The sequence below is a fragment of the Microbacterium sp. LMI1-1-1.1 genome (genome assembly GCF_040815675.1).
GTDB lineage: Bacteria > Actinomycetota > Actinomycetes > Actinomycetales > Microbacteriaceae > Microbacterium.
Window position 1 is genome coordinate 550,991 of the sequence record NZ_JBFPNN010000007.1, and the last position, 23,040, is coordinate 574,030.

Here is a 23,040-nt window from a genome sequence, read left to right on the forward strand (position 1 = left end):
ATGAGCGACACGCTGAACGGATGCCCCGTCTTCCACGACGGAGGCGCCCCCGACGACAACCGGCTGCCGGTGGGCGAAGCCCCCGCCGACAGCGAGCCCGTCGGTGCCCTGCCGCACCCGACCCAGGGATCCGCCAACCGCGTGTGGTGGCCCGAGAGCCTGAACGTCAAGATCCTCGCGAAGAACAACGCCTCCCGCGATCCGCTCGACGAGGGCTTCGACTACAAGGCGGCCTTCGAGGCGCTCGACCTCGCCGCCGTCAAGAGCGACATCCAGCAGGTCATGACGACCTCGCAGGACTGGTGGCCCGCCGACTTCGGCCACTACGGCCCCCTCATGATCCGCATGGCCTGGCACAGCGCCGGCACCTACCGCGTGACCGACGGTCGCGGCGGCTCGGGCGCGGGCATGCAGCGCTTCGCTCCGCTGAACAGCTGGCCCGACAACGTCAACCTCGACAAGGCGCGCCGTCTGCTCTGGCCGATCAAGAAGAAGTACGGCCAGTCGATCTCGTGGGCCGACCTCATGATCCTCGCCGGGAACGTCGCGCTCGAGGACATGGGCTTCCCGACCTTCGGCTTCGCCGGCGGCCGCACCGACCAGTGGGAGCCCGACGACGACGTGTACTGGGGTCCCGAGACCACGTGGCTCGGCGACGAGCGCTACACGGGCAACCGCGAGCTCGAGCGTCCCCTCGCCGCGGTGCAGATGGGCCTCATCTACGTCAACCCCGAGGGCCCCAACGGCAACCCCGACCCGCAGCTGTCCGCGCACGACATCCGCGAGACGTTCGGCCGCATGGCCATGAACGACGAGGAGACCGTCGCCCTCATCGCCGGCGGACACACCTTCGGCAAGACGCACGGCGCGGCGAGCGACTCGCACGTGGGCGTCAACCCCGAGGCCGCCGACATCAACGACCAGGGCCTGGGCTGGAAGAACAGCCACGGCACGGGCAAGGGCGACGACACCATCACCAGCGGCCTCGAGGTCACCTGGACCTACCACCCGACCCGCTGGGACAACGAGTTCTTCCACATCCTCTTCGCCTACGAGTGGGAGCTGTTCCAGAGCCCCGCGGGCGCGCACCAGTGGCGCCCCGTGAACGGCGGCGGAGCGGACATGGTCCCCGAGGCGCACTCGGACGGCCGCCGTGAGCCCCGCATGCTCACGAGCGACCTCGCCCTGCGCGTCGACCCGGCCTACGAGAAGATCTCGCGCCGCTTCGCCGAGGACCCGGCGGCCTTCCAGGACGCGTTCGCCCGCGCCTGGTTCAAGCTGACCCACCGCGACATGGGCCCGCGCGAGCGCTACCTCGGCTCCGAGGTCCCCTCCGAGGTGCTCGTGTGGCAGGACCCCGTGCCCGCCGTCGACCACGCACTGATCGATGCGACGGATGCCGCTGCCCTCAAGCAGCAGATCCTCGACAGCGGCCTGTCGGTGCAGCAGCTCGTCACCACCACCTGGGCCGCCGCCTCGACCTTCCGCGGCAGCGACAAGCGCGGTGGCGTGAACGGCGCGCGCATCCGCCTCGAGCCGCAGAAGAGCTGGACGGTCAACAACCCCGAGCAGCTGGCATCCGTCCTCGAGGTCCTCGAGCGGATCAAGGCCGAGTTCGACGCGCAGGCCGCGGACGGCAAGAAGGTCTCGATCGCCGACCTGCTCGTGCTCGCCGGCAACGCCGGGGTGGAGCAGGCCGCGCTCGCCGGCGGCGTCGAGGTCGAGGTGCCCTTCACCCCGGGCCGCACCGACGCGTCGCAGGAGCAGACCGAGATCGAGTCGTTCCGCTGGCTCGAGCCGATCGCCGACGGCTTCCGCAACTACGCCTCGCGCGAGGCGCGCCTGCCCGCGGAGTTCCTGCTGCTCGACAAGGCCAACCTGCTCACGCTCACCGCGCCCGAGATGACCGTGCTCGTCGGCGGCCTCCGCGCGATCGGCGCGAACTGGGACGGCAGCGACTGGGGCGTCTTCACCGACACCCCGGGCGCGCTGACGAACGACGTCTTCGCGAACCTCCTCGACCTCGGCACGACGTGGAAGCCGCTCGACAGCGGCAAGCACGCCTTCCAGGGCACGAAGGACGGCTCGGGCGAGAAGGTCGGCATCGGCACCCGCGTCGACCTGGTGTTCTCGTCGAACTCCGAGCTGCGCGCGCTCGCCGAGGTCTACGCCTCCGACGACGCCAAGGAGAAGTTCGTCCGCGACTTCGTCGCCGCCTGGCGCAAGGTCACCGAGCTGGACCGCTTCGACCTGGTCTGAGCCCCTGTCCGGAAGGCCCGTCCCCTCGCGGGGGCGGGCCTTCCGCCGTTCCCGGGAGTGGGTGTCCCACTTCGTGCAGGTCAGGGGGCTGATTTCTGCACAGAGTGGGACATGCAGAGAGGGGATGCCGCCGAGTCAGGCGCGGGAGAGGCGGCGCAGGCCCTCGTCGAGCGAGACGGCGGGCGTCCAGCGCAGATCGCGGCGGATCTCCGTCTGGTCGAACCAGTGGGCGGTGGACAGCTGCTCGGCGAGGAAGCGGGTCATCGGCGGCTCGTCCTCGCCGGGGCGCACGGCCCACACCCGCTCGACGAGGGCGCCCGCCGCGCGGGCCAGTCCGGCCGGCACGCTGAACCGCGGCGGCCGTACACCCGAGGCGAGGCAGATACCGGCGAGCAGGTCGCCCACCGGGCGCGGCTCCCCGTTCGTCAGCACGTAGGCCCGGCCGCTCACGTCGTCGACGCGGTCCAGGGCGGCGACGATGCCGGAGGCGGCGTTGTCCACGTAGGTCGAGTCGATGAGGGCTGTCCCGCCGTTCAGCAGCGGCAGCGTCCCGCGCCGGGCGCGGGCGACGATGCGCGCGATGAGCTGGGTGTCACCCGGTCCCCAGACGAGATGCGGGCGGATCGCCACGAGCGAGAGTCCGTCGCCCGCACGGCCGAGGGCGAGCAGCTCGGCCTCGGCCTTGGTGCGGGCGTACTCGCCCGAGGCCGCGGCGGGGTCGGCCGGCTCGGCGCCCACTCCCGCCAGCGCATGACCGGCGTGCGCCACCGACGGCGACGACACGTGCACGACCCGGGACACCCCGGCCGCCGACGCGGCGTCGAGCAGCGTCCGCGTGCCCTCCACGTTGACCGCCCGGAACTGCGCGGGGTCGCCGGCGAGCGAGACCTTCGCGGCGAGGTGGACCACACCGTCGACGCCGTCGAGAGCGGCCGCCACGACGGCGGCATCCGTCACCGATCCGCGCCGGTCCTCCGCACCCGCCACCCCGGACGGCCGGCGCTGCAGAGTGCGGACCTCGTGCCCGGCGCTTTGCAGGGCCCGGACCACGGCGCGGCCCAGGAAGCCGGACGCCCCGGTGGCGAGGACCTTCACGGCTTCTCGCCGGCGAGCACCCGCGCGGCCCACTCGCCGACGCGGGTGCGGTCGATCTTGGAGTTGTGGCGGATGTCCGTCGGCAGCGTCGTGACCACGAGCACCGCGGCGAGCTGCTGCGACGTCGCGGCGCGGACGGCGGCCGTCAGATCCGGGGATGCCAGTCCGGGACGCCGCGCGCCCGGGGCGGTCTCGACCACGGCGACGACGACCTGCGCGCCCCGCGGTCCGACCCCGACCACCGCGGCCCGTCCGACGCCGGGGACGGACTCGACGTCCTGCTCGATTCCGACGGGCGTCACGGGGCCGGCGGCGGTGGCGATGACGTGCGGCATCCGGCCCTCGATCCACAGCCGGCCGTCGGCGTCGAGGTGGCCGACGTCGCCGGTGCGGTGCCAGCGCTCGCCGACGTCGCGACGGGCCTCGCGGTCCGTGAGATACAGCCGGAAGTATCCCCGCTTCAGGTGCGGCGCCGAGATGACGACCTCGCCCGAGACGCCGGCGACGGTGTCCGGAGTGCCGGTCGCACGCCCGTCCGCGTCCAGCGCCGAGATGCGGACGCGGCCGTGGCCGACGGGGCGCCCGACGCACACCCCGCGGTCGCCCGTCTCGGCGGCGCGCTCGATCTCGGGCAGGGTCACGTCCGCGACGAGCAGGCACTCGGTCATGCCGTACGGGGTGTGGGCGACGGCGTTCGGCATGAGCGCCTGCGCCCGCCGCAAGAGGTCGACGGCGACGGGCGCCCCGGTGGACAGGAACGTCCGCACGCGCGCGAGTGCCGCGCGGTCCTCGTCACCGAGGGCGTCGGCCGTGGCGACGACGTTGCGCACCGCGGCGGGGGAGAGGAACACGATCCGCGCGTCCGAGGCGCGGACGGCGGACGCCACGGCCGCGGCGGTCAGCGTCCGGGGCGCGGACACGTCCATGTCGGGGGTGGCCGAGCGCGTGCCGAGCGCCGGTCCGAGCAGGGCGAAGGGAGCGAACCCGGTGACCAGTCCCGTGTCGGCGGTCACGTCGAAGTGCGCGGCGAGGGCGTCCCGGAGCGCGACCAGCTGGGCGTGCGTGTAGACGACGCCCTTCGCCGGACCGGTCGAGCCGGAGGTGAACAGCACCGCCGCCTCGGCCTCCGCGGGCGGGGCGGGCGGCAGAGCACGGCCACGGCCGGCGCGGGCGAGGTCGGCGAGGCTCGTGTCGACGCCGAGCGCGCGCGCGGTCGGCGCGGGCAGGGCCGCGGCCGAGATGCGCCGGCCCGGCCAGCCGAGCGCCCGCGCGGCGGCGAGGCCGGCGGTCTCGCCGATCACGATGTCGGGGACGGCGCCGCGGACCGCGCGGGACAGGCCCCGGATGCCGAGACCCCGGTCGGCCACGACCACGACGGCTCCGATGCGCAGACACGCGTAGAGCGCGGCGGTGAGGGTCGGCCCGGGCGGCACGAGGAGCGAGACGCGGTCGCCGCGACGGACGCCGAACGCGTCCAGTCCCGCGGCGATCTCCTCGACGCGGGCGGCCAGCTGCCGCCAGCTCACCCGCAGCGGTTCCCCGTCGCGGGCGGTGCTCATGTCGATCACGGCGGTGTCGTCGTCGTCGCGGCGGGCGTGCAGCGCGTCCCACAGCCGGGCGGCCGTGTCGGCGTCGGCGTCCGTCGACGGGGGCGTCGGCGCCGGGCCGGTGGCATCCCTCCCCGGCTCGACCTTCTCGGCCAGCCAGTCGAGGACGGCCTCGGCGTACGGGCGCTCCTCCGCGATCAGGTGCCCGGCCCCCTCGAAGCGGTGCACGTCGGCGTGCGGCAGGCGCTCGGCGAGGTCGTCGAGGTGGCCCTCGCCGAAAACGGGGTCCTTCGGTCCGCGCAGGAGCAGCGCAGGCACCGTGAGCTCGCGCAGGCCCGACGACATCCGGCGCAGGGCGGGGGTGCTCTCGTCGTCCGCCGTGGCCGGGATGTCGGCGACGAACCCGCCGATGCCGCCGCGCCGGGCGACGGTGGCGTACGGGGAGCGGAAGGCCGCCCGCACGGCGGGGTCGAGGTCCGCCAGGGCGAGGGTGGTGTCCAGGAACGCCGTCGTCGTGGTCGTGCCGTGCGCGAGCACGCCCCGCGCGGTCGCGACGCGCAGCGCGAAGGGCAGCGGCGCGTCCTCGGGATGGTGCACCGCGGTGTTCAGCGCGATGACGGCGGCCAGGCGTTCCCGGTTCTCCACGGCCCAGCCGAGCGAGACGGGACCGCCCCAGTCGTGCCCGATGGTCACGATCGGACCCGGGATGCCGCACGCCTCGACGAGCGCGCCGAGGTCGGCGATGCGCTGGGCCAGGGTGCGCCGCACGTCGGTCCGCTCCGAGAAGCCCATCTCGAGCTGGTCGACGGCGACGACACGCCACGCGGGACCGGCGTCCGCGCGGTCGAGCGACTGCGCGACCAACGAGCGCCAGAGGTACGACCAGGTCGGGTTGCCGTGGACGGCGACGATCGTGCCGACCGGCTGGACGCCGCGGGCGGCGAGAGCGGGGCCGGTGTCGAGGACGTGCCAGCGCCGGGTGGTGCCGGAGTCGGCGCCGGCACCGGGGACGTCGACGAGCCGCGACAGCGCGGGGTCGAGCCCGGGCAGGCCCGCCGGGGGGAGCGTCGCGGCCCGACCGGTCACCGTCACCAGGCCAGCTCCAGCATCCCCGTGTTGAGGCCGGACCCGACTCCCATCAGCAGGACGCGGTCGCCGCGGCGCAGGGTCTTCTGCTCGTCGACGAGGGTGATGGGGATGGATGCCGGACCGACGTTGCCGAGGTGGGGGTAGGTCACCGGCACCCGGCTGCGGTCGAGCTTGGCCGCGCGCACGATGGCGGAGGTGTGCACCGACGACACCTGGTGGGTGACGTAGCGGTCCATGCCCGTCCACGAGAACTCGTCCTTCGCCTCCTTCCAGGCGGAGACGACGAGGTCGAGCCCGCCCTTCAGCAGGGCCTTGGCATCGGTGAACATGCCGTCGACGCTGCCGACGCACAGGTCGTAGAACTCGGTCGCCGCCCGCGTGACGCCGCCGACGATGCGGTGGCCGTCGGGGTGGTCGCTCGCGCGGCCCAGGACGGCGGCGGCCGCGCCCGAGCCGAGGGTGAGCGAGGCGAACTCCTGCATGAAGGCGTCGCGGTCGAGGTCCTCGCGGACGAGCCGGTTGATGGTGTTGACCTGGATCTCGTCCGCGTCCTCGCCGTTGACGATGAGCGCGTAGCGGATCTGGCCGGACTGGATCATCCCGGCCGCCAGGCTCATGCCGTTGATGAAGCCCAGGCAGGCGTTGGCGACATCGAAGTTGACCGCCGAACTCGGCAGCCCGAGGCCGTGGTGGAGGCGCACCGCCACCGAGGGCTCCAGGTGCTTGCGCGTCACGGACGTGTTGATGATGAGGCCGATCTGGGACGGATCCACCCCGGCCTGGGCGAGGGCCTCCTTACCGGCGGCGATGGTGGCCTCGTCCGAGGACTCGCCCTCCGCCCAGTTGCGGCGCTCGTTGACGCCCGCGACGCGGCGCAGGAGCCCCGGCTTGAGGCGCAGGCGGTGGAGGGCCGGCGCGAGACGGTCCTCGATGTCGTCGGAGGTCGTCACACGGCTGGGCAGGACGCTCGCCACCGATACGAGGGCCACATCGTCGAAGCGGGTCGTGGCGTTTCCTGGCAAGAGATCTCCCGCATCCTGTGCGTAGACGGGGCAGCCCGGGCACGGAGGGGACGCGCGGACGGCTCGAAGGGTACCCCCCAGGATAAGCCGCGTCGTATGTCGACCGGCGCATAGGGGGTCGGTGTGATACGCGTCAGAGCCGCCCGGCGGCCTTCAGGGCGAGGTACCGGTCGGCGACGAGCGGCGGAAGGTCCTCGGCCGACGCCGTCACCGCGTCGCCGCCCGCGCGCACGACGGCGTCGCGCACGCGCTCCGCGTCGTGCCGCGCGCGCTCGACCGCGGCGGCGGCGTACACGGCCTGCGCGTCCGTGCGGTCGGGCTCGTCGCCGGGGGAGTCGGTGGCCGTCGCCACGAGCAGGCGGGAGCGCCGGGCCACCGCGGGCAGCGCGGCGAGGAAGCCGCGCGCCGCCTCGGGATCATCGTGCGCGGTGAGCAGCACCACGAGCGACGGGCGGACCGCGAGCCCCCGCACCTGCGCGAGGGCGGCATCCCAGTCCGTGTCGATGAGCTGCGGCTCCACCGGAGCCATGGCGTCGACGAGCGCCGGCAGGAGCTGCGCGCCGTCCACGCGGGTGACGCGGGCGCGGGCGATCCGGTCGAACATCACGAGGTGCACGTGGTCGCCGGCGCGCGTCGCGAGCGCGGACAGCAGGAGGGTCGCCTCCAGGGCGGCATCCAGTCGCGCCCCGTCGCCGACGCGGGCCGCGGAGGTGCGCCCGGTGTCGATGACGACGACGACGTGCCGGTCGCGCTCGGGACGCCACGTGCGGAGCATGGTCGTGCCCGCCCGTGCGGTGGCGCGCCAGTCGATCGAGCGGACGTCGTCGCCGCGGACGTACTCCCGCAGGCTGTCGAACTCGGTGCCCTGCCCGCGCACCTGCAGGCTCGTGTTGCCGTCGAGCTCGCGCAGTCGGGCGACGCGCGAGGCGAGGTGCCGACGCGAGGTGAACGGCGGCAGCACGCGCAGACGGGCGGGCGCGTCGACACGGGCCTGGCGCCCGGCGAGGCGGAGCGGGCCGGCCGCGCGGATGACGACGAAGTCGCTGCGCAGCTCGCCACGTCGGCGGGGGCGCAGCGGCAGCGGGGCGCCCCGGCGCTCGCCGGGCGGGACCGTCATCCGCAGGCGCGCCGCGGGCGCGCCGGCCGTGGGCTGCCACGCGTCCCGGATCACCGCGCGGAGGGTCCGGCGGCCGAGGTTGCGCACCCGGAGCTCGCCGGCGACGGCCTCGTCGCGCAGCACCCGTTCCGGCAGGCGCCGGGTGACCTCGACGGCGCGGGCATCGGCGGCGGCGACGACGTCGAACGCGGTCAGCGCCGCGCAGAGGAGCACCCACGCGCCGACGAACGCCCACGGCGGCACCCCCGCCGCGCTGAGCAGTACCAGCGGCACCACCCCCGCGGCCAGGAGCAGCGCCAGACGACCCGTGACGAACATCAGAGCGGGACGCGGGTCTGCTGCAGGACCGAGGTCAGGATGGCATCCACCGAGACCCCCTCGATCTCCGCCTCGGGACGCAGCCGGATGCGGTGGCGCCATGCCGGCACGACCATCGTCTGCACGTGGTCGGGGGTGATCGCGGGGTATCCGCCGAGCCACGCCCACGCCTTCGCGGCGGCGAGCAGCCCGGTCGAGGCACGGGGGCTCACGCCCAGCTGCACCGACGGGCTCTGGCGGGTGGCGCGCGCGAGGTCCACCACGTAGCCGAGCACGTCGTCGGTCACGGCCACGGCGGCGGCCGCCCGCTGCGCGGCGAGGATGTCGTCGGCGCTCACGACGGCCGCGATCCCGGCGGCGTCGAGGCGTCGCGGGTCGAAGCCGCCGGCGTGGCGGCGCAGCACGTCGACCTCGGCGTCGCGTCCGGGCAGGTCGACCGTGAGCTTGAGCAGGAAGCGGTCCAGCTGCGCCTCGGGCAGCGTGTACGTGCCCTCGTGCTCGACGGGGTTCTGCGTCGCGGCGACGAGGAACGGGTCCGGGAGGGGACGCGTCACGCCGTCGGACGACACCTGCCGCTCCTCCATCGCTTCGAGCAGCGCGGACTGCGTCTTGGGCGGGGTGCGGTTGATCTCGTCGGCGAGCAGCACGTGGGTGAAGACGGGGCCCGCCCGGAACTCGAACTCGCCGGTGCGGGCGTCGTAGACGAGCGAGCCGGACACGTCGCCCGGCATGAGGTCGGGGGTGAACTGGATGCGGCGGGTGTCGAGGCCGAGCGCGCGGCTGAAGGAGCGCACGAGGAGGGTCTTGGCCACGCCCGGCACGCCCTCCAGCAGGACGTGGCCGCGCGACAGGAGCGCGATGAGCAGGCCGGTGATCGTCCCGTCCTGTCCCACGACGGCCTTGCCCACCTCGAGCCGCACCCGGTGCATGGCCTCGCGGAGCGCGGCGTCGTCGGCGGGAGCGGCGGGGGTCCCGGCGGTGGTGTCGGTCATCGGGCGTTCCTTTCCGTACGGAGGGCGGCGTGGACGCTGGCCTCCAGGTCTCGTAAGCGGTCGCTCGCGTGGACCAGCTCGCGATCGTTGCGGGGCTGGGTGTCGAGGAGGATGCCGCGGACGACCGCGCGGTCGGCTCCGAGGCGCTCGGCCACGGCGTCGACGACGCGCTCGGGCGGGGCGCTCGCCGCGAGTCCGAGCGAGCGGGCGAGGCGGGTGCGCGCGGCGCGGCGGAGCTCGGCGAGGGCGTGCGCGGCGTCCCCGGAGGCGGCGTAGAGACGGGCGCGGCCCTCGGTGGTCTCGCCCGCCCGCACCATGACCGGCAGACGCTCCTTCACGAGGGGGCCGAACCGCCGCCCGCGCCAGACGGCCGCCGCCGCGGTCGCCACGATGAGCAGGACGATCGCGGGCGTCACCCACGGCGGGGTCAGATCGCCGAGCGTCGGCGGCTCGCCGGTGGCGTCCGCGTCGGTCAGGGCGGGGACGTACCAGACCACCTCCGCGTTGCGGCCGAGCAGCCCGATCGCCAGGGCGGCGTTGCCGTCCGCGGCGAGACGGTCGTTCGTCATCGTCGCGAGACCGTCGACGGCGGCCACGGTGCGACCGTCGTCCATCTCGGCGACCAGCAGGCCGAACCCGTCGGCCTGCGGGTAGCAGGCGCGCACGCCGTCGCCCGGCAGCAGCAGCTCGCCCGTGCCGGCGGGCCCCGCGGCCCGCGCGACCGGCAGGTCGCACGACGGCGCCACCGCCTCCCCGTCCGTCACGCCGCCGAGCGAGGAGCCCGCGACGAGGGCGTCGAGCAGGCGCGACCGCGGTTCGATGAGGACGACGTCCCGCGCCGACGCGGTGAGCCCGTCGATCGCGTCGAGCGAGAGCATGGATGCCGCGGGCATGACGAGCGTGGCGTCGCCTCCGGCCAGGGCGGCCTGCGCCTCGTCGCGGCTCCGGGCGATCGTCACCTCGACGCCCTGCGCGCGCAGGACCTGGACCAGGGCGCGCGTCCCGTCCGTGCCGGCCGACTCGGGGTCGAGGGGCTGCCGTGCGCTCCACTCCTCGGGGAGCAGGCTCGCACCGACGAGCGCGAAGAGGACGAGGGCGACGACGAACGACGCCCATCCGAGCACCCTGCGCGACCGTCGCGGGGGAGCAGCGGCCGGCGCCGGCGCGAGGCCGGTCACGGGAGCGCTCCGGTGGCATCCGGGATCCGGGGGCGCGCGGCCACGGCCGCCGCGTCGAGGGCGGCGACCTGCTGGTAGCGCTCGGCGGTGCCCGGGCGTCGGAGGTAGCGGACGTCGTCGAAGACCGCGGCCCCCTCGCCGACGGCCGGGTCGAGGGCGGGGAGGGCGCGCGCCGTCTCGCGTGCGAACGCCCGTGCCGTCGCGCCGGGCGCCGTCTCCACGATCCCGCGCTCGACGAGGCCGCGCGCGAGGGCACGGAAGCGGAGCACGATCGCGTCGTCCCACTCCGCGCGCGCCGCCGCGGCGGCGGCCTCGCGCCGGAGGTCGTCGGCGCTCCGGCCGTCGTCCGCCGCGTCGAACAGCGCGTCGCCGACGCTGCGCGAACGCGCCGTCGCGCGGGGGACGCCCCAGACGAGGATGCCCACGACGACCGCCGCGATCACCACGACGGCGAGGACGATGAGGGCGACCGAGCCGGAGCCGTCGGGTACCTCCGGCGAGAACAGGCGGGCGAAGAAGTCGGCGACGGCGCGGGAGGCTCGGTCGAAGAACGTCGGCTCCGCGGCGCGGTAGACGGGGTCGGCGAGCTCGCGCTCCGCCCAGTCGCGGGCCTCCTCGCCGTCGGGCAGCAGCGGCACCGCGGAGAGGGCGCGGTGGAGGACGATCACGAGGCGCCGTCGCCGGGCGGAGCCCAGCGGGTGGCGGCGGGCGGGGCGGGCGCGGGCGGCGTCTCGGCGGACGGCGGGCCGGGCGCCGGGGGTGAGGCGGGCGCGACGGGCGAGCCGGACGGCGGCGGGAAGGCCGACGGCGGAGGAGTGGCGGGAGCGGCGGCGGGCGCCGTCGGGACGCCGGCGGGTCCCGTCGGCGGCGGATAGGCCGGGGCGGCTGCGGGCGCGAAGGGCGTGGCAGCCGGAGCACCCGGCGCGAAGGGCGTCGCGGCCGGAGGGGAGGGGGCCATGGCGGGCGGCGGGTACGCGGCCGGCGCGACGGGCGTGGCGGCCCCCGGCGACGGCCGGACCGGCGCGGACCGGCCGATGCCCGCCCGGTAGGGGTCGGGGAGTCCCGTGCCGCCGGCGTCACGGGCCTCGACGTAGGCGATGAGGTCCTGATCGAGCCCCTCGCGCCGCATCCGCGCGTCCACGTAGGTCAGTCCGGCCGCGGTGGCCTGGACCACCAGGGCGATGCACTGGACCAGCGTGACGAGGACCTGCCCGAGCAGCTGCGTCAGGAGGAGGGTGACGACGGCGGTGACGTTCGTCTCGCCGGACGGGGAGAGGATGCTCGAGACGATCCCCGACGCGAAGCCCAGCGGGACCGAGATCACCTGGCCGATCGCCCCGAAGGCGACGGTGATGATGACGATCACGCCGAGAGTGGGCCAGAAGCGCGTTCGCGTGAGACGCCAGGAGCGGGCCACGGCACCGAAGACACCGGCGCCCTCCAGGACGATCGCGGCCGGGACGAGGAAGAGCTTGGCGGCCAGCCACAGCCCGAGCGGGATGAGCGCCAGCACGAGCGGGATGAGCAGCAGGAGGAACCCGGGCCCGACCACCGCCGCGCCGAGGAAGACGAGCGCGACGAGGCCGACGACGACCCCCACCGCCAGCACCGACAGCGCCGCCCAGCCGATGAGCCGCCAGGCCGACGGGCGCACGCGGCGCCAGACGGTCCGCAGCGGCGCCTTCTCGGCGACGACCGCGTGCGCGACCTCGGCCACCACGACCCCCTGGACGAGCGTCGTCAGCACGCCCGAGGCGACCGAGAGGACGATGCCGGTCAGGGCGGTGAGAGCGACGGAGCCGGCGAAGACCGCCTCGAACTCGTCGGTGTTCGCGCGGACCGTGTCCAGGCGCGAGAACGTCGCGAACGCGACCGCCGCGGTGCCGAGGATGGTGAGGATCGAGCCCGCGGCCTGCACGACCAGGGCGAAGCCCAGGAGCACGCGCGGGTTCTGCCGCAGGGCGGTGAACGAGCGGCCCAGGATCGTGCCGAACCCGTAGGGGTGCAGCGGGACGATGCCCGGACGGGATGCCGGGGTCCAGGCCGGGTACGCGGTCACGGCGTGCCTCCTCGTGCGTCGGCGGTCCGTTCATCGTGTCATACACGTCCGACGCCCTCGGCTGTCTCGTCGCCACGTCCGTTACTCTCGAAGGCGCGTGTATAAACCCGGTACGCGTTCCCCGCTGCACGGCGGGTGAGACATGGAAGACGATGACCCGATGACTTCACGGATCCTGGTGGTCGACGACGACACCGCTCTGGCCGAGATGATCGGCATCGTGCTGCGCACGGAGGGGTTCGACACCATCTTCTGCGCGGACGGCTCGCAGGCCGTGGACGCGTGGCGCTCCGAGCGTCCCGACCTCATCCTCCTCGACCTCATGCTGCCCGGTGTGGACGGCATCGAGATCTGCACGCGCGTGCGTGCCGAGTCCGGCATCCCGATCATCATGCTCACCGCCCGCACCGACACCGCCGACGTCGTGAAGGGCCTGGAGTCCGGCGCGGATGACTACATGGTCAAGCCCTTCAACCCGAAGGAGCTCGTCGCCCGCATCCGCACGCGGCTGCGCCCCTCCCCGGCCCCTGTCGACGAGACGCTGCGCATCGGCGACCTCGTCGTGGACGTCGCCGCGCACGAGGTCCGCCGGGGGGACGCGCCCATCGCGCTCACCCCGCTGGAGTTCGAGCTGCTCGTCGCCCTCGCCGAGAAGCCCCAGCAGGTGTTCTCCCGCGAGATGCTGCTCGAGCAGGTGTGGGGCTACCACTACAAGGCGGACACGCGTCTGGTGAACGTCCACGTGCAGCGCCTCCGCGCCAAGATCGAGGCCGACCCCGACAACCCCCGGATCGTGACGACGGTGCGCGGGGTCGGCTACCGCGCCGGCGCGGTGGCCTGAGGCCGACATGTCCGCCGCCGTGCGCACCGTCGCGGTCCCGCGGTTCCGGCGTCGGCCGGACTGGCGGGCCTGGGCCGAGCGGCTGCGCACGCTCTGGCGCCGTTCGCTGCGGTTCCGCACGATCGTCGTCACGGTCGCCCTCACCGCGCTGACGATCCTCGTCACCTGCGTGGCCATGGCCCTCGTCATCCAGAACGAGCTGTTCTCGGCCCGCAAGGACCAGGTGCTGCTGGAGGCCCAGCGCGCGACCGTCTCCGCTCAGGCGACCCTGGATGCCGCCGTCGACTCGACCGATCCGGCGGCGGCGCAGACGCTGATGAACGGCATCGCGACGCGTCTGTCGCAGCAGTCCTCCAGCGACCTCATCGCGCTGTACCGCATCGGCCCGCCGTCCTCGCTGGCGCCGCAGCCGTTCATCTCGAGCGCGTTCGACGCGAGCATCCTGACCGACGCCCTGCGCGCGCAGGTGCAGGCCAACCCGGACACCCAGTGGTGGCAGTCGGTCCCCCTCGAGATCGACGGCGGCCGGACCGTCCCCGGCATCCTCGTCGGCCATCAGCTCCGCTTCCCCTCCGAGGACGGCAGCGACTCCTACGAGCTGTACATGGCGTACGACCTCGCCAGCGCGTCGCAGACCCTCGCCTTCGTCCAGGTCCTGCTGTGGGTGGTCGGACTCGTCCTCGTCGTCCTCATCGGCGCGATCGCCTGGGTGGTGCTGCGGTCGGTGACGACCCCGATCGCCGACGCCGCCGAGACCAGCGCCAAGCTGGCCGCGGGCGACCTCGGCGTGCGGCTCCCCGTCCGGGGCGAGGACGAGCTGGCCACGCTGAACCGCTCGTTCAACGCGATGGCGGACAGCATCGAGTCGCAGATCAAGGAGCTGGCCGATCTGTCGCTCGTGCAGCAGCGGTTCGTCTCCGACGTCTCCCACGAGCTGCGCACGCCGCTGACCACCATCCGCCTCGCCTCGGACATGCTGAACGACCAGCGCGCCGAGTTCGACCCCGTCACCGGCCGGGCCGCCGAGCTGCTGCACGCGCAGGTGCAGCGGTTCGAGGTGCTGCTGACCGACCTGCTCGAGATCAGCCGCTACGACGCTGGCTCGGTGCAGCTGGAGCTCGAGGCGACGAGCCTCGCCCACCTCGCCGAGGACGTGATCGCCTCGATGGAGCAGCTCGCCGAGCAGCGGGGCTCCGACGTGCGCCTGGTCGCCCCGGGCGGCTACTCGCCCGTGGACATGGACGCCCGCCGCATCCGCCGCATCGCCCGCAACCTGCTCGGCAATGCCATCGAGCACGGGGAGGGGCGCCCGATCGTCGTCTCGGTGGACAGCGATCGGGATGCCGTGGCGCTCGGCGTCCGGGACTTCGGCATGGGCATGCGCGCGGAGGACGTCGAGCGCGTGTTCGACCGCTTCTGGCGCGCCGACCCGTCCCGCGTGCGGACCATCGGCGGGACCGGGCTCGGGCTCTCCATCGCCCTCGGCGACGCCCGCCTGCACCGGGGGACGCTCGCCGTCTGGTCCGAGCCCGGACGCGGGTCCAACTTCGTCCTCACCCTCCCGCGCGACGGCCGGGCCGTGGAGAGCTCGCCGCTGCCGCTCGTCCCCGAGGACGAGCAGGGCGGGGGGCCGCGCGAGGCGCTCGGACTCACGCAGCCCATCTCGCTCTCCCGCGACGCGATGCGGAGGACGCCGTGAAGCGCATCCTGTCGGCTCTCAGCCTGCTCCTCGTGCTCGCGCTCGCCGCGTGCACCGGTCTCCCCACCTCCGGATACGTCAACCCCGGACGCGGCCCGCAGAGCGAGGACGACGTGCAGGCGTTCTCGTTCGTCCCGGACAGCCCCCAGGACGGCGCGTCACCGGCCGAGATCGTGCAGGGGTTCCTGCGCGCGGGCTCGGGTCCGGCCGACGACTGGCGCACCGCCAAGCTCTTCCTCGCCCCCGGGGCGTCGTGGGACCCGCGTGCGCAGGTGACCATCGACCGGCTGGCGGACCGCCGCGCGACGGCCTCGGCGGACGGCACCGCCGTGACGGTCGACCTCGCCACGGTCGCGCAGGTCGACAGCACGGGCGCCTACACGCCCGACATCAGCGGCACCACCGAGACGCTCGGCTTCGCCCTCGCGCTCGTCGACGACCAGTGGCGCATCACCCAGGCCCCCGACGGCGTCGTGCTGTACGAGGAGGTCTTCCCGGCCGTCTACCAGACGGCATCCATCGCCTACTTCGACCCGACGTGGACCTCGATCGTGCCCGATGTCCGCTGGTTCCCGCGGGAGTCGGTGGCCAGCCGCATCGCGACCGCGCTCGTCGACGGTCAGCCCAGCACCTGGCTCGCCGGCGCCGTCGAGAGCGCGTTCCCGGAGGAGTTGTCGCTCGTCGGACGGTCGGTGACCCTGTCGACCGGCGGCGTCGCGCAGATCCAGCTGCCGCGGGCCGCCCTGGCGCTGGACACCATGACGCTCGACCGCATGCAGACGCAGCTGGCGCGCAGCCTGGCCTCGGCCGGCATCGCCGAGGTGCAGATGACGGTCGAGGGCACCCCGGTGCCCGCCAGCGAGGTGTCGGTGCGCGGGCGCGTCGACCCGACCCCCGCCGTCCTGACCGAGGCGGGCGTGTTCGGCGCCCTGTCCGGCGAGGAGGTCACCCCCTTCGGCGACCTCTCGGAGGCGATCGAGGGACTGGATGCCGCCTCGATCGAGCTCGAGGCCGACCGGAGCCTCGCGGCGGTGCGCACCATCGGCGGCACGGTCGTCAGCGCCCTGCCGGACGGGCGCACCTTCCTCCTCGACGAGCGTCCGGGCCTCGTCGACCCCTCCATCGACACCGAGGGGGCGATCTGGAGCGTGCCGCGCTCGTCGCCGGGGGAGCTGCGGGCCTACACGTCCGACGGCAACCCGCAGGCCGTCGGCAACGCCTGGCCGGACGCCTCCGAGGTCACCGCCTTCCAGCTCGCCCGCGACGGCAGCCGCGTCGCGGCCATCGTCACCGTCGCCGGGGCGCGCGAGGTGTGGCTCGCCGGTATCGAGCGGGAGTCGGGGCAGATCACGCTCGGACCCCCGCATGTGCTGTCCTTCAGCGAGGCCGGGGCGTTCGACATCGCCTGGCTCGACGACACGACCGTCGGCGTGCTGGCGCAGGGCGACAGCGGCACGCGCCTGCGCGAGATCGGCGTCGGCGGACGGGGCACGGATGCCGTGGCGCCCGAGGGCGCACGCTCGGTGGCCGGCGGCAGTACGAGCATCCGCGTGCTGGATTCGGAAGGGCAGCTCTTCAGCCGCCGCGGCAGCTCCTGGACCCTCGTCGCGAGCGACATCCGGCTGCTCGCCGCGCAGCAGGGCACCGCGTCCTGATCCCTCCTCCCCAGGCATCGGTCCGGGGGATCCGTCCACGGATGCGTCTGCAGGGCGAGCGGGGGGAGGGATGCCACCGGCACCCTGGTCCGCATGACCTCACTCTCGGATTCCCGGACGGGCCGGTTCGCCGCCGCGCTGCGCGCGGCGGCGCAGGAGGCGCTGTCGTTCTGGCTTCCGATCGCGTGCGCGGGCTGCGGGGCGCTGGACGTGCCGCTGTGCCCGGCGTGTCGCGCACAGCTCGCCGCCCGGCCGTCGACGCGCCGGCTGCCCGGGGGCGAGGCCGTGCTGTGCGCCCTGCCGTTCTCGGGCGTCGTGGCGCGCTGCGTCCGCGCGCTCAAGGAGGAGGGGCGGACCGGTCTCGCCCGTGACCTGGCTCCCGCGCTGGCCGCGGTCCTGACCGCCGTCCCGCCGACGGTGCTCGTGACCACCGTCCCGACGCGCGCCGCGGCGTTCCGGCGGCGCGGCTTCGTCGTCGTCGAGCTCCTCGTCCGACGGGCTGGGCGTCGTCCCGTTCGCGTCCTGCGCCTGCGGCGTGTCCCGCGCGATCAACGCGGCCTCGACCGGGAGGAGCGGCGTCGGAACCTCGCGGGCGCGCTCGTGGCGCGGGGGGTGCGCGGACGGGCGGTGGTCGTGGTCGACGACGTGGTGACCACCGGCGCGACCCTGGCCGAAGCCATGCGGGCGCTCCGCGCGGCCGGCGCGGGGCCCGTCCGGGCGGTGGCACTGGCGCACACGCCGTCGCGCAGGGGATCGGGAGGTGAACAGCAGATGATTCCCACGTGACACCCCGGTGCCGCGCCACTAGCGTGGGAGGGACTGAAGGCGACGGATGTTCCGCCCTCTCCGGGCGGAACCCGGAACAAGGAGGTCACGGATGGACACCAACATCGTCGGCGTGGGAGTCGGTATCACCGATCGTTTCCGCTCGGTGGTCGAAGAGAAGGTCGGTCGCATCGAGCATCTGGCGCCCCGCGCCACCGTCCTCGAGGTCAAGGTGACGCACCGTTCGTACCGCAACGGCCGGATGGAGGACGACACCGTCGAGCTCACCCTCGACGGCAAGGGCCCCGTCGTGCGCGCCGAGGCCACCGACGCGGACAAGTTCGCCGCGCTCGACCTGGCGGTCGACAAGATCTCCGAGCAGGTGCGGCGCGCGAAGGAGAAGCGCGTCGACGCCCGAAACCACCCCCGTGGCGCACGGTTCGAGAAGGGCACCGGCGAGCTGTCGGGCATCGACGTCGAGCCCGCCTCCGTCGATGTGCTGCGCGCGGTCGCGACCGGCGAGGTGCCCATCCAGTCGTCCGCTGAGGACGAGCAGGACTACTCCCCGGTCGTCATCCGCCAGAAGGAGTTCGACGCCGAGTGGATGACCGCCGAGGACGCCGTCGACCGCATGGAGCTGGTCGGCCACGACTTCTTCCTCTTCATCGACGCGCGCACCGATCACCCGAGCGTCGTGTACCGCCGCAAGGGATGGGACTACGGTGTCATCGCCCTCGGCACGCAGGCGCCTCCGGCCGCGCAGGTGGCGAGCTGACGCAGACCGTCACGACGGCCCCCGTCCTCCGGGACGGGGGCCGTCGTCGCTGTCGCCGGGCTCGCCGGATAGTGCCGGGCGTCATGGATGCCGCGGGGCGTCGCTCGCGTCACGGGGCGACGCGGGAGCCGTGGGGTGTGCGAGCGGGGCGCCGTCCGCCCCGCCGGGGCGAGGAGCGGGGCTCAGCCGTCGAACATGTCGCCGAGCAGCGAGCCGATGACGAGACCGCCGAGCATGCCGCCGACCATGTTGCCGCCGCCCATGCCGCCGCCGCGGGGGCGACCGCCCCAACCGTTGCCGCCGTAGCCGCCGTCGTTCCACTCGTCGGGACGGCCCTGCTGGATGTCGTTCTGCGCGAGCTGCAGCGCCTCCGCGGCCAGGCCGCCGGCGCGGCGGGCGGTCGCCAGCACGGTCTCGCGGTCGTCCTCGGGGACCGGCCCCAGGGGGAGGCCCGACCGCAGGCGCTCGGCCTCGACGAAGCGGGTGCGGGCGTCGGCGCCGACCCAGCCGCGGTGGCCGGTGATCAGCCCGCGCGCGACCGCGATCTGCCGGTCCGCGTCGTCCACGGCGTGGTCGACCTGCTCCTGCGAGGGCACCGGCCGCGACGCGCGCTCACGAGCGGTGTCGAGGTCGGCGTTGGCCTGGCGCAGGGAGGACAGCGCCGCGAACGGGTCTGTGCGGGTGCCCGAGGCCGGCAGGGCGGCGAGCGCGCGCTCCAGGGCCGTCATGGCCTGGGCGACCGCGGGGGTCTGCGGGCCGCGGCGGGCCTCGACGAGGTCGCCGCGGGAGTCGTCGACGACGGCGGCGAGGGTGGACTCGGCGCGCAGGGCCTCGATCTCGAACGTGTCGACGGCGTCCAGCAACGACTCGGCGCGGCGGACCGCCTCCGTCGCCGCCTCCAGCGCCACCGACGCCTGCTCGCGCTGGCCGGCCTCCCGGCGCCGCTCGGAGACGCCCGCGGTGTGCACGGCGAAGTCCAGCAGCTGGTCGATCTCCTCGGGGTTGCCGCCGATCTGCTGCATCGCCGAGTCGCTGTAGCGGTGGGCGAGACGCTCGACGACCGCTCGGGCGTGCGGGACGCGCGCAGCGAGCTGCTCGCGGTCGGCGCGGACGCGGGCGAGGATCTCGGGCGCGCGGCGGACCGCGTCGATCTTCGGCTGGAGGACGAGCGTGCGCTCCTCGAGGAGGTCCTCGGCCCACTCCGAGAGCTGGACGATGCGCGCGTTGCGGGTGCGCAGCTCTTCGCGGGTGTCGGGGATCTCGTCGTGGTTCAGCTGGTGCAGGTGGAAGGCCTCGGCCAGGTGCGTGCGCACCGAGTCCAGAGCGGCCTTGAGGTCCTCGACGGCCTTGTCGCCGAGCTCCGCCCGGGCGAAGTCGAGCTCGTCGGAGGTGAGGCGCACCCGCTCGTCCGCCGCGACGATCGCCAGCTCGGCGCGTCGTGCCAGGTCGGCATCCGCGGCATCCTGTTCTTCGCGCTTCCTCTTGCCCCAGAACCCAGCCATGGCACGATCCTAGGCCGCGTACCCGGCGGCGTCGCCGAGTGTTCGCTGCGGGCGCGAACGCCGGAATACCGAAACCCGCCCGCTCGCAGGTCACGAACGGGTAACACGACTAACATGGCCCCCGGTATGCCTGTGGGCATGCCGGCGTCTGTGTGGACGCGACACCCGACAGATGGAGATGCTTCGTGGCCAATCCGCTCGAGAAACTGCTGCGCGCCGGAGAGGGACGCATCCTGCGACGGCTGCAGGGCGTGGTCAAGGCGACCGGCGCCCTCGAAGAGGACTACGAGCAGCTGACCGACGAGGAGCTGCGCAACGAGACCGTCGAGCTGCGTGCGCGGTACGAGGCGGGCGAGACCCTCGACCAGCTGATGCCCGAGGCCTTCGCCGCCGTCCGCGAGGCGGGCAAGCGCACGCTCGGTCAGCGCCCCTACGACGTCCAGATCATGGGCGGCGCGGCCCTGCACCTCGGCAACATCGCCGAGATGAAGACCGGTGAGGGCAAGACGCTGACCGCGGCGCTGCCGGCGTACCTCAACGCCATCGCGGGCAAGGGCGTGCACGTCATCACGGTCAACGACTTCCTCGCGAGCTACCAGTCGGAGCTCATGGGCCGCGTCTACCGCGCGCTCGGCATGACCACCGGGACGGTCGTCGCGGGTCAGACCCCCGAGGTGCGCCGCGAGCAGTACGAGGCCGACATCACCTACGGGACGAACAACGAGTTCGGCTTCGACTACCTGCGCGACAACATGGCCTGGCGCAAGGAGGACCTCGTGCAGCGCGGGCACTTCTTCGCCATCGTCGACGAGGTCGACTCGATCCTCATCGACGAGGCGCGCACGCCGCTGATCATCTCGGGCCCGTCGTCGGGGGAGGCGAACCGCTGGTTCGCCGAGTTCGCCAAGCTCGCCCGCACGCTCGAGGCCGGCGTCGACTACGAGGTCGACGAGAAGAAGCGCACGATCGGCGTGCTCGAGCCCGGCATCGAGAAGGTCGAGGACTACCTCGGCATCGACAACCTCTACGAGTCCGCGAACACGCCGCTCATCTCGTTCCTCAACAACTCGATCAAGGCGCTGGCGCTGTTCAAGCGCGACACCGACTACGTCGTCATGAACGACGAGGTCATGATCGTCGACGAGCACACCGGCCGCATCCTGGTCGGTCGCCGGTACAACGAGGGCATCCACCAGGCCATCGAGGCCAAGGAGGGCGTGCCGGTCAAGGCGGAGAACCAGACGCTGGCGACCGTCACGCTGCAGAACTACTTCCGCCTGTACGACAAGCTCTCGGGCATGACCGGTACCGCCGAGACCGAGGCCGCCGAGTTCATGTCGACCTACAAGCTCGGCGTCGTCCCCATCCCGACCAACAAGCCGATGATCCGCAAGGACCAGGCCGACCTCGTCTACAAGAACGAGACCGCCAAGTTCGCCCAGGTCGTCGAGGACATCGCCGAGCGTCACGAGAAGGGCCAGCCCGTGCTGGTCGGCACGACGAGCGTCGAGAAGAGCGAGTACCTCTCCCGGCTGCTGGCCAAGAAGGGCATCCGCCACGAGGTCCTGAACGCCAAGAACCACGCCCGCGAGGCCGAGATCGTCGCGCGTGCCGGTCGCCTCGGCGCCGTCACCGTCGCGACCAACATGGCCGGTCGTGGAACGGACATCATGCTCGGCGGCAACGCGGAGTTCCTCGCCGTCTCGGAGATGAAGGCCAAGGGCCTCGACCCCGTCGAGACCCCGGACGCGTACGAGTCCGAGTGGGACTCCGTCTACCAGCAGACGCGCGACACCGTGGCCGAGGAGGCCGCGAAGGTCGTCGACGCCGGCGGTCTCTACGTGCTCGGCACCGAGCGCCACGAGTCGCGCCGCATCGACAACCAGCTGCGCGGTCGCTCGGGCCGTCAGGGCGACCCCGGCGAGAGCCGCTTCTACCTGTCGCTCACCGACGACCTCATGCGCCTGTTCCAGTCCGGCGCCGCGGAGGCCATCCTCGCCCGCACGAACTTCCCCGACGACGTCGCGATCGAGTCCGGGCTGGTCTCGCGCGCGATCAAGAGCGCCCAGTCGCAGGTCGAGGCCCGCAACGCCGAGATGCGCAAGAACGTGCTGAAGTACGACGACGTCCTCAACCGTCAGCGCGAGGCGATCTACGCCGACCGCCGCCACATGCTGCAGGGCGACGACATCGCCGACCGCGTGCAGCACTTCATCGAGGACGCGATCACCGCGGTCATCGACGACCACACCAGCAACGGGCACACCGAGTCCTGGGACTTCGACGCCCTGTGGACGGAGCTCAAGACCCTGTACCCGGTGGGAGTGACGATCGACGAGGTCGTCGCCGAGGCCGGCGGCAACCGCGGCCGCATCACGGCCGAGGGCCTGAAGCGCGAGATCATCTCGGACGCCCGCATCGCGTACCACAACCGCGAGGAGACGCTCGGGGAGCAGGCCGTCCGCGAGCTCGAGCGCCGCGTCGTCCTGCAGGTGCTCGACCGCCGCTGGCGCGACCACCTCTACGAGATGGACTACCTCAAGGACGGCATCGGCCTGCGCGCCATGGCCCAGCGCGACCCGCTCATCGAGTACCAGCGCGAGGGGTACCAGATGTTCCAGTCGATGATGGGCCAGATCAAGGAGGAGTCGGTCGGCTACCTCTACAACCTCGAGGTCGAGGTCAAGAAGGTCGAGGGCGACAGCGCCGAGGTCGAGGCGAAGGGCCTGACCGCCGCTCCCGTCGAGGGGCAGCGTCTGCAGTACTCGGCGGCCAACGACGCCGGCGAGGTCGAGGTGCGCAACGACCGCGGTCAGGTGCAGCAGGCCGCGACGAACCGCCTGCGTCAGGCGGCGGCGGCCTCGTCGTCCGCGCCGCCCGCCGAGGCCGCGGCCGCGACCGGCCCGCGCGGAGCGTTCGGTCAGCGCACCGAGGTGGCCGAGCCGGCCGCCGCGAACAACCGCGCGGAGCGTCGCGCCACCGGCAAGAAGAAGTAAGCAGGGACCACGGATGCCGCGACGGGGGCCGGACGCCCCGGTCGCGGCATCCGTCGTCCGGGGGTCCGTCGCGGCCGGCGGAGGTCCCGTCGTCCGGAGGGCGGGCGGTCCACGGGGGGTCGATTGGACGC

Annotated in this window: 16 protein-coding genes; 7 read left to right on the forward strand and 9 right to left on the reverse strand. The window is 73.7% G+C overall.

Annotated elements, in window-relative coordinates; genetic code table 11:
* Positions 1–2,259: a catalase/peroxidase HPI gene (gene katG / locus MRBLMI1_RS08465; protein ID WP_367729910.1), complete on the forward strand. Its 2,259-nt coding sequence runs from the start codon at positions 1–3 to the stop codon at positions 2,257–2,259.
* 135 nt (positions 2,260–2,394) lie between these two features.
* On the opposite strand, the gene MRBLMI1_RS08470 is transcribed toward katG, so the two are convergent.
* The 8 genes from MRBLMI1_RS08470 to MRBLMI1_RS08505 all read right to left on the reverse strand — a co-directional run bounded on the left by MRBLMI1_RS08470 (position 2,395) and on the right by MRBLMI1_RS08505 (position 12,676).
* Entirely contained in the window at positions 2,395–3,354 is a 960-nt protein-coding gene (locus MRBLMI1_RS08470) for an NAD-dependent epimerase/dehydratase family protein (protein WP_367729911.1), read from the reverse strand.
* Complete coding sequence (locus MRBLMI1_RS08475) at positions 3,351–5,993, reverse strand: alpha/beta fold hydrolase (protein ID WP_367729912.1); 2,643 nt, start codon at positions 5,991–5,993, stop codon at positions 3,351–3,353. Before MRBLMI1_RS08475 ends, MRBLMI1_RS08470 begins: the two co-directional genes overlap by 4 nt.
* Positions 5,990–7,012, reverse strand: a complete 1,023-nt coding sequence (locus MRBLMI1_RS08480; RefSeq protein ID WP_367729913.1) for a 3-oxoacyl-ACP synthase III — start codon at positions 7,010–7,012, stop codon at positions 5,990–5,992. The genes MRBLMI1_RS08475 and MRBLMI1_RS08480 overlap by 4 nt, the downstream gene beginning before the upstream one ends.
* A 133-nt stretch (positions 7,013–7,145) precedes the next feature.
* Positions 7,146–8,447, reverse strand: a complete 1,302-nt coding sequence (locus tag MRBLMI1_RS08485) for a DUF58 domain-containing protein (RefSeq protein ID WP_367729914.1) — start codon at positions 8,445–8,447, stop codon at positions 7,146–7,148.
* Positions 8,447–9,439 (reverse strand): AAA family ATPase, encoded by a 993-nt coding sequence (locus MRBLMI1_RS08490; protein WP_367729915.1) that lies wholly within the window; start codon positions 9,437–9,439, stop codon positions 8,447–8,449. Before MRBLMI1_RS08490 ends, MRBLMI1_RS08485 begins: the two co-directional genes overlap by 1 nt.
* Entirely contained in the window at positions 9,436–10,617 is a 1,182-nt protein-coding gene (locus tag MRBLMI1_RS08495) for a DUF4350 domain-containing protein (protein ID WP_367729916.1), read from the reverse strand. Before MRBLMI1_RS08495 ends, MRBLMI1_RS08490 begins: the two co-directional genes overlap by 4 nt.
* Entirely contained in the window at positions 10,614–11,285 is a 672-nt protein-coding gene (locus tag MRBLMI1_RS08500; protein ID WP_367729917.1) for a DUF4129 domain-containing protein, read from the reverse strand. The genes MRBLMI1_RS08495 and MRBLMI1_RS08500 overlap by 4 nt, the downstream gene beginning before the upstream one ends.
* Positions 11,282–12,676, reverse strand: a complete 1,395-nt coding sequence (locus tag MRBLMI1_RS08505; protein ID WP_367729918.1) for a glycerophosphoryl diester phosphodiesterase membrane domain-containing protein — start codon at positions 12,674–12,676, stop codon at positions 11,282–11,284. Before MRBLMI1_RS08505 ends, MRBLMI1_RS08500 begins: the two co-directional genes overlap by 4 nt.
* Before the next feature lie 160 nt (positions 12,677–12,836).
* On the opposite strand from MRBLMI1_RS08505, the gene mtrA reads away from it, so the two are divergent.
* From mtrA to hpf, 5 genes are all read left to right on the forward strand, one after another.
* Positions 12,837–13,517: an MtrAB system response regulator MtrA gene (gene mtrA, locus MRBLMI1_RS08510; protein ID WP_367729919.1), complete on the forward strand. Its 681-nt coding sequence runs from the start codon at positions 12,837–12,839 to the stop codon at positions 13,515–13,517.
* Between the two features lie 7 nt (positions 13,518–13,524).
* Positions 13,525–15,216 carry an MtrAB system histidine kinase MtrB gene (gene mtrB / locus MRBLMI1_RS08515; RefSeq protein WP_367729920.1) on the forward strand — a complete coding sequence of 564 codons (1,692 nt, stop codon included), beginning with the start codon at positions 13,525–13,527 and terminating at the stop codon, positions 15,214–15,216.
* Positions 15,213–16,871, forward strand: coding sequence for an LpqB family beta-propeller domain-containing protein (locus MRBLMI1_RS08520; RefSeq protein ID WP_367729921.1), 1,659 nt, complete (start codon positions 15,213–15,215; stop codon positions 16,869–16,871). Before mtrB ends, MRBLMI1_RS08520 begins: the two co-directional genes overlap by 4 nt.
* Before the next feature lie 93 nt (positions 16,872–16,964).
* The gene (locus MRBLMI1_RS08525) at positions 16,965–17,657 is read left to right on the forward strand and encodes a ComF family protein (protein ID WP_367729922.1); all 693 of its coding nucleotides are present in this window, start codon (positions 16,965–16,967) and stop codon (positions 17,655–17,657) included.
* A gap of 91 nt (positions 17,658–17,748) precedes the next feature.
* Positions 17,749–18,411: a ribosome hibernation-promoting factor, HPF/YfiA family gene (hpf, locus tag MRBLMI1_RS08530; RefSeq protein WP_367729923.1), complete on the forward strand. Its 663-nt coding sequence runs from the start codon at positions 17,749–17,751 to the stop codon at positions 18,409–18,411.
* Between the two features lie 182 nt (positions 18,412–18,593).
* Here hpf and MRBLMI1_RS08535 read toward each other — a convergent pair whose 3' ends face one another.
* Positions 18,594–19,913 carry a hypothetical protein gene (locus tag MRBLMI1_RS08535; RefSeq protein WP_367729924.1) on the reverse strand — a complete coding sequence of 440 codons (1,320 nt, stop codon included), beginning with the start codon at positions 19,911–19,913 and terminating at the stop codon, positions 18,594–18,596.
* Positions 19,914–20,098: 185 nt separating this feature from the next.
* Between MRBLMI1_RS08535 and secA the strand changes: the two genes are divergently transcribed.
* A complete protein-coding gene (gene secA, locus MRBLMI1_RS08540; protein ID WP_367729925.1) occupies positions 20,099–22,909 on the forward strand; it encodes a preprotein translocase subunit SecA in 2,811 nt (936 codons plus the stop codon).
* Positions 22,910–23,040 lie beyond the last annotated feature (131 nt).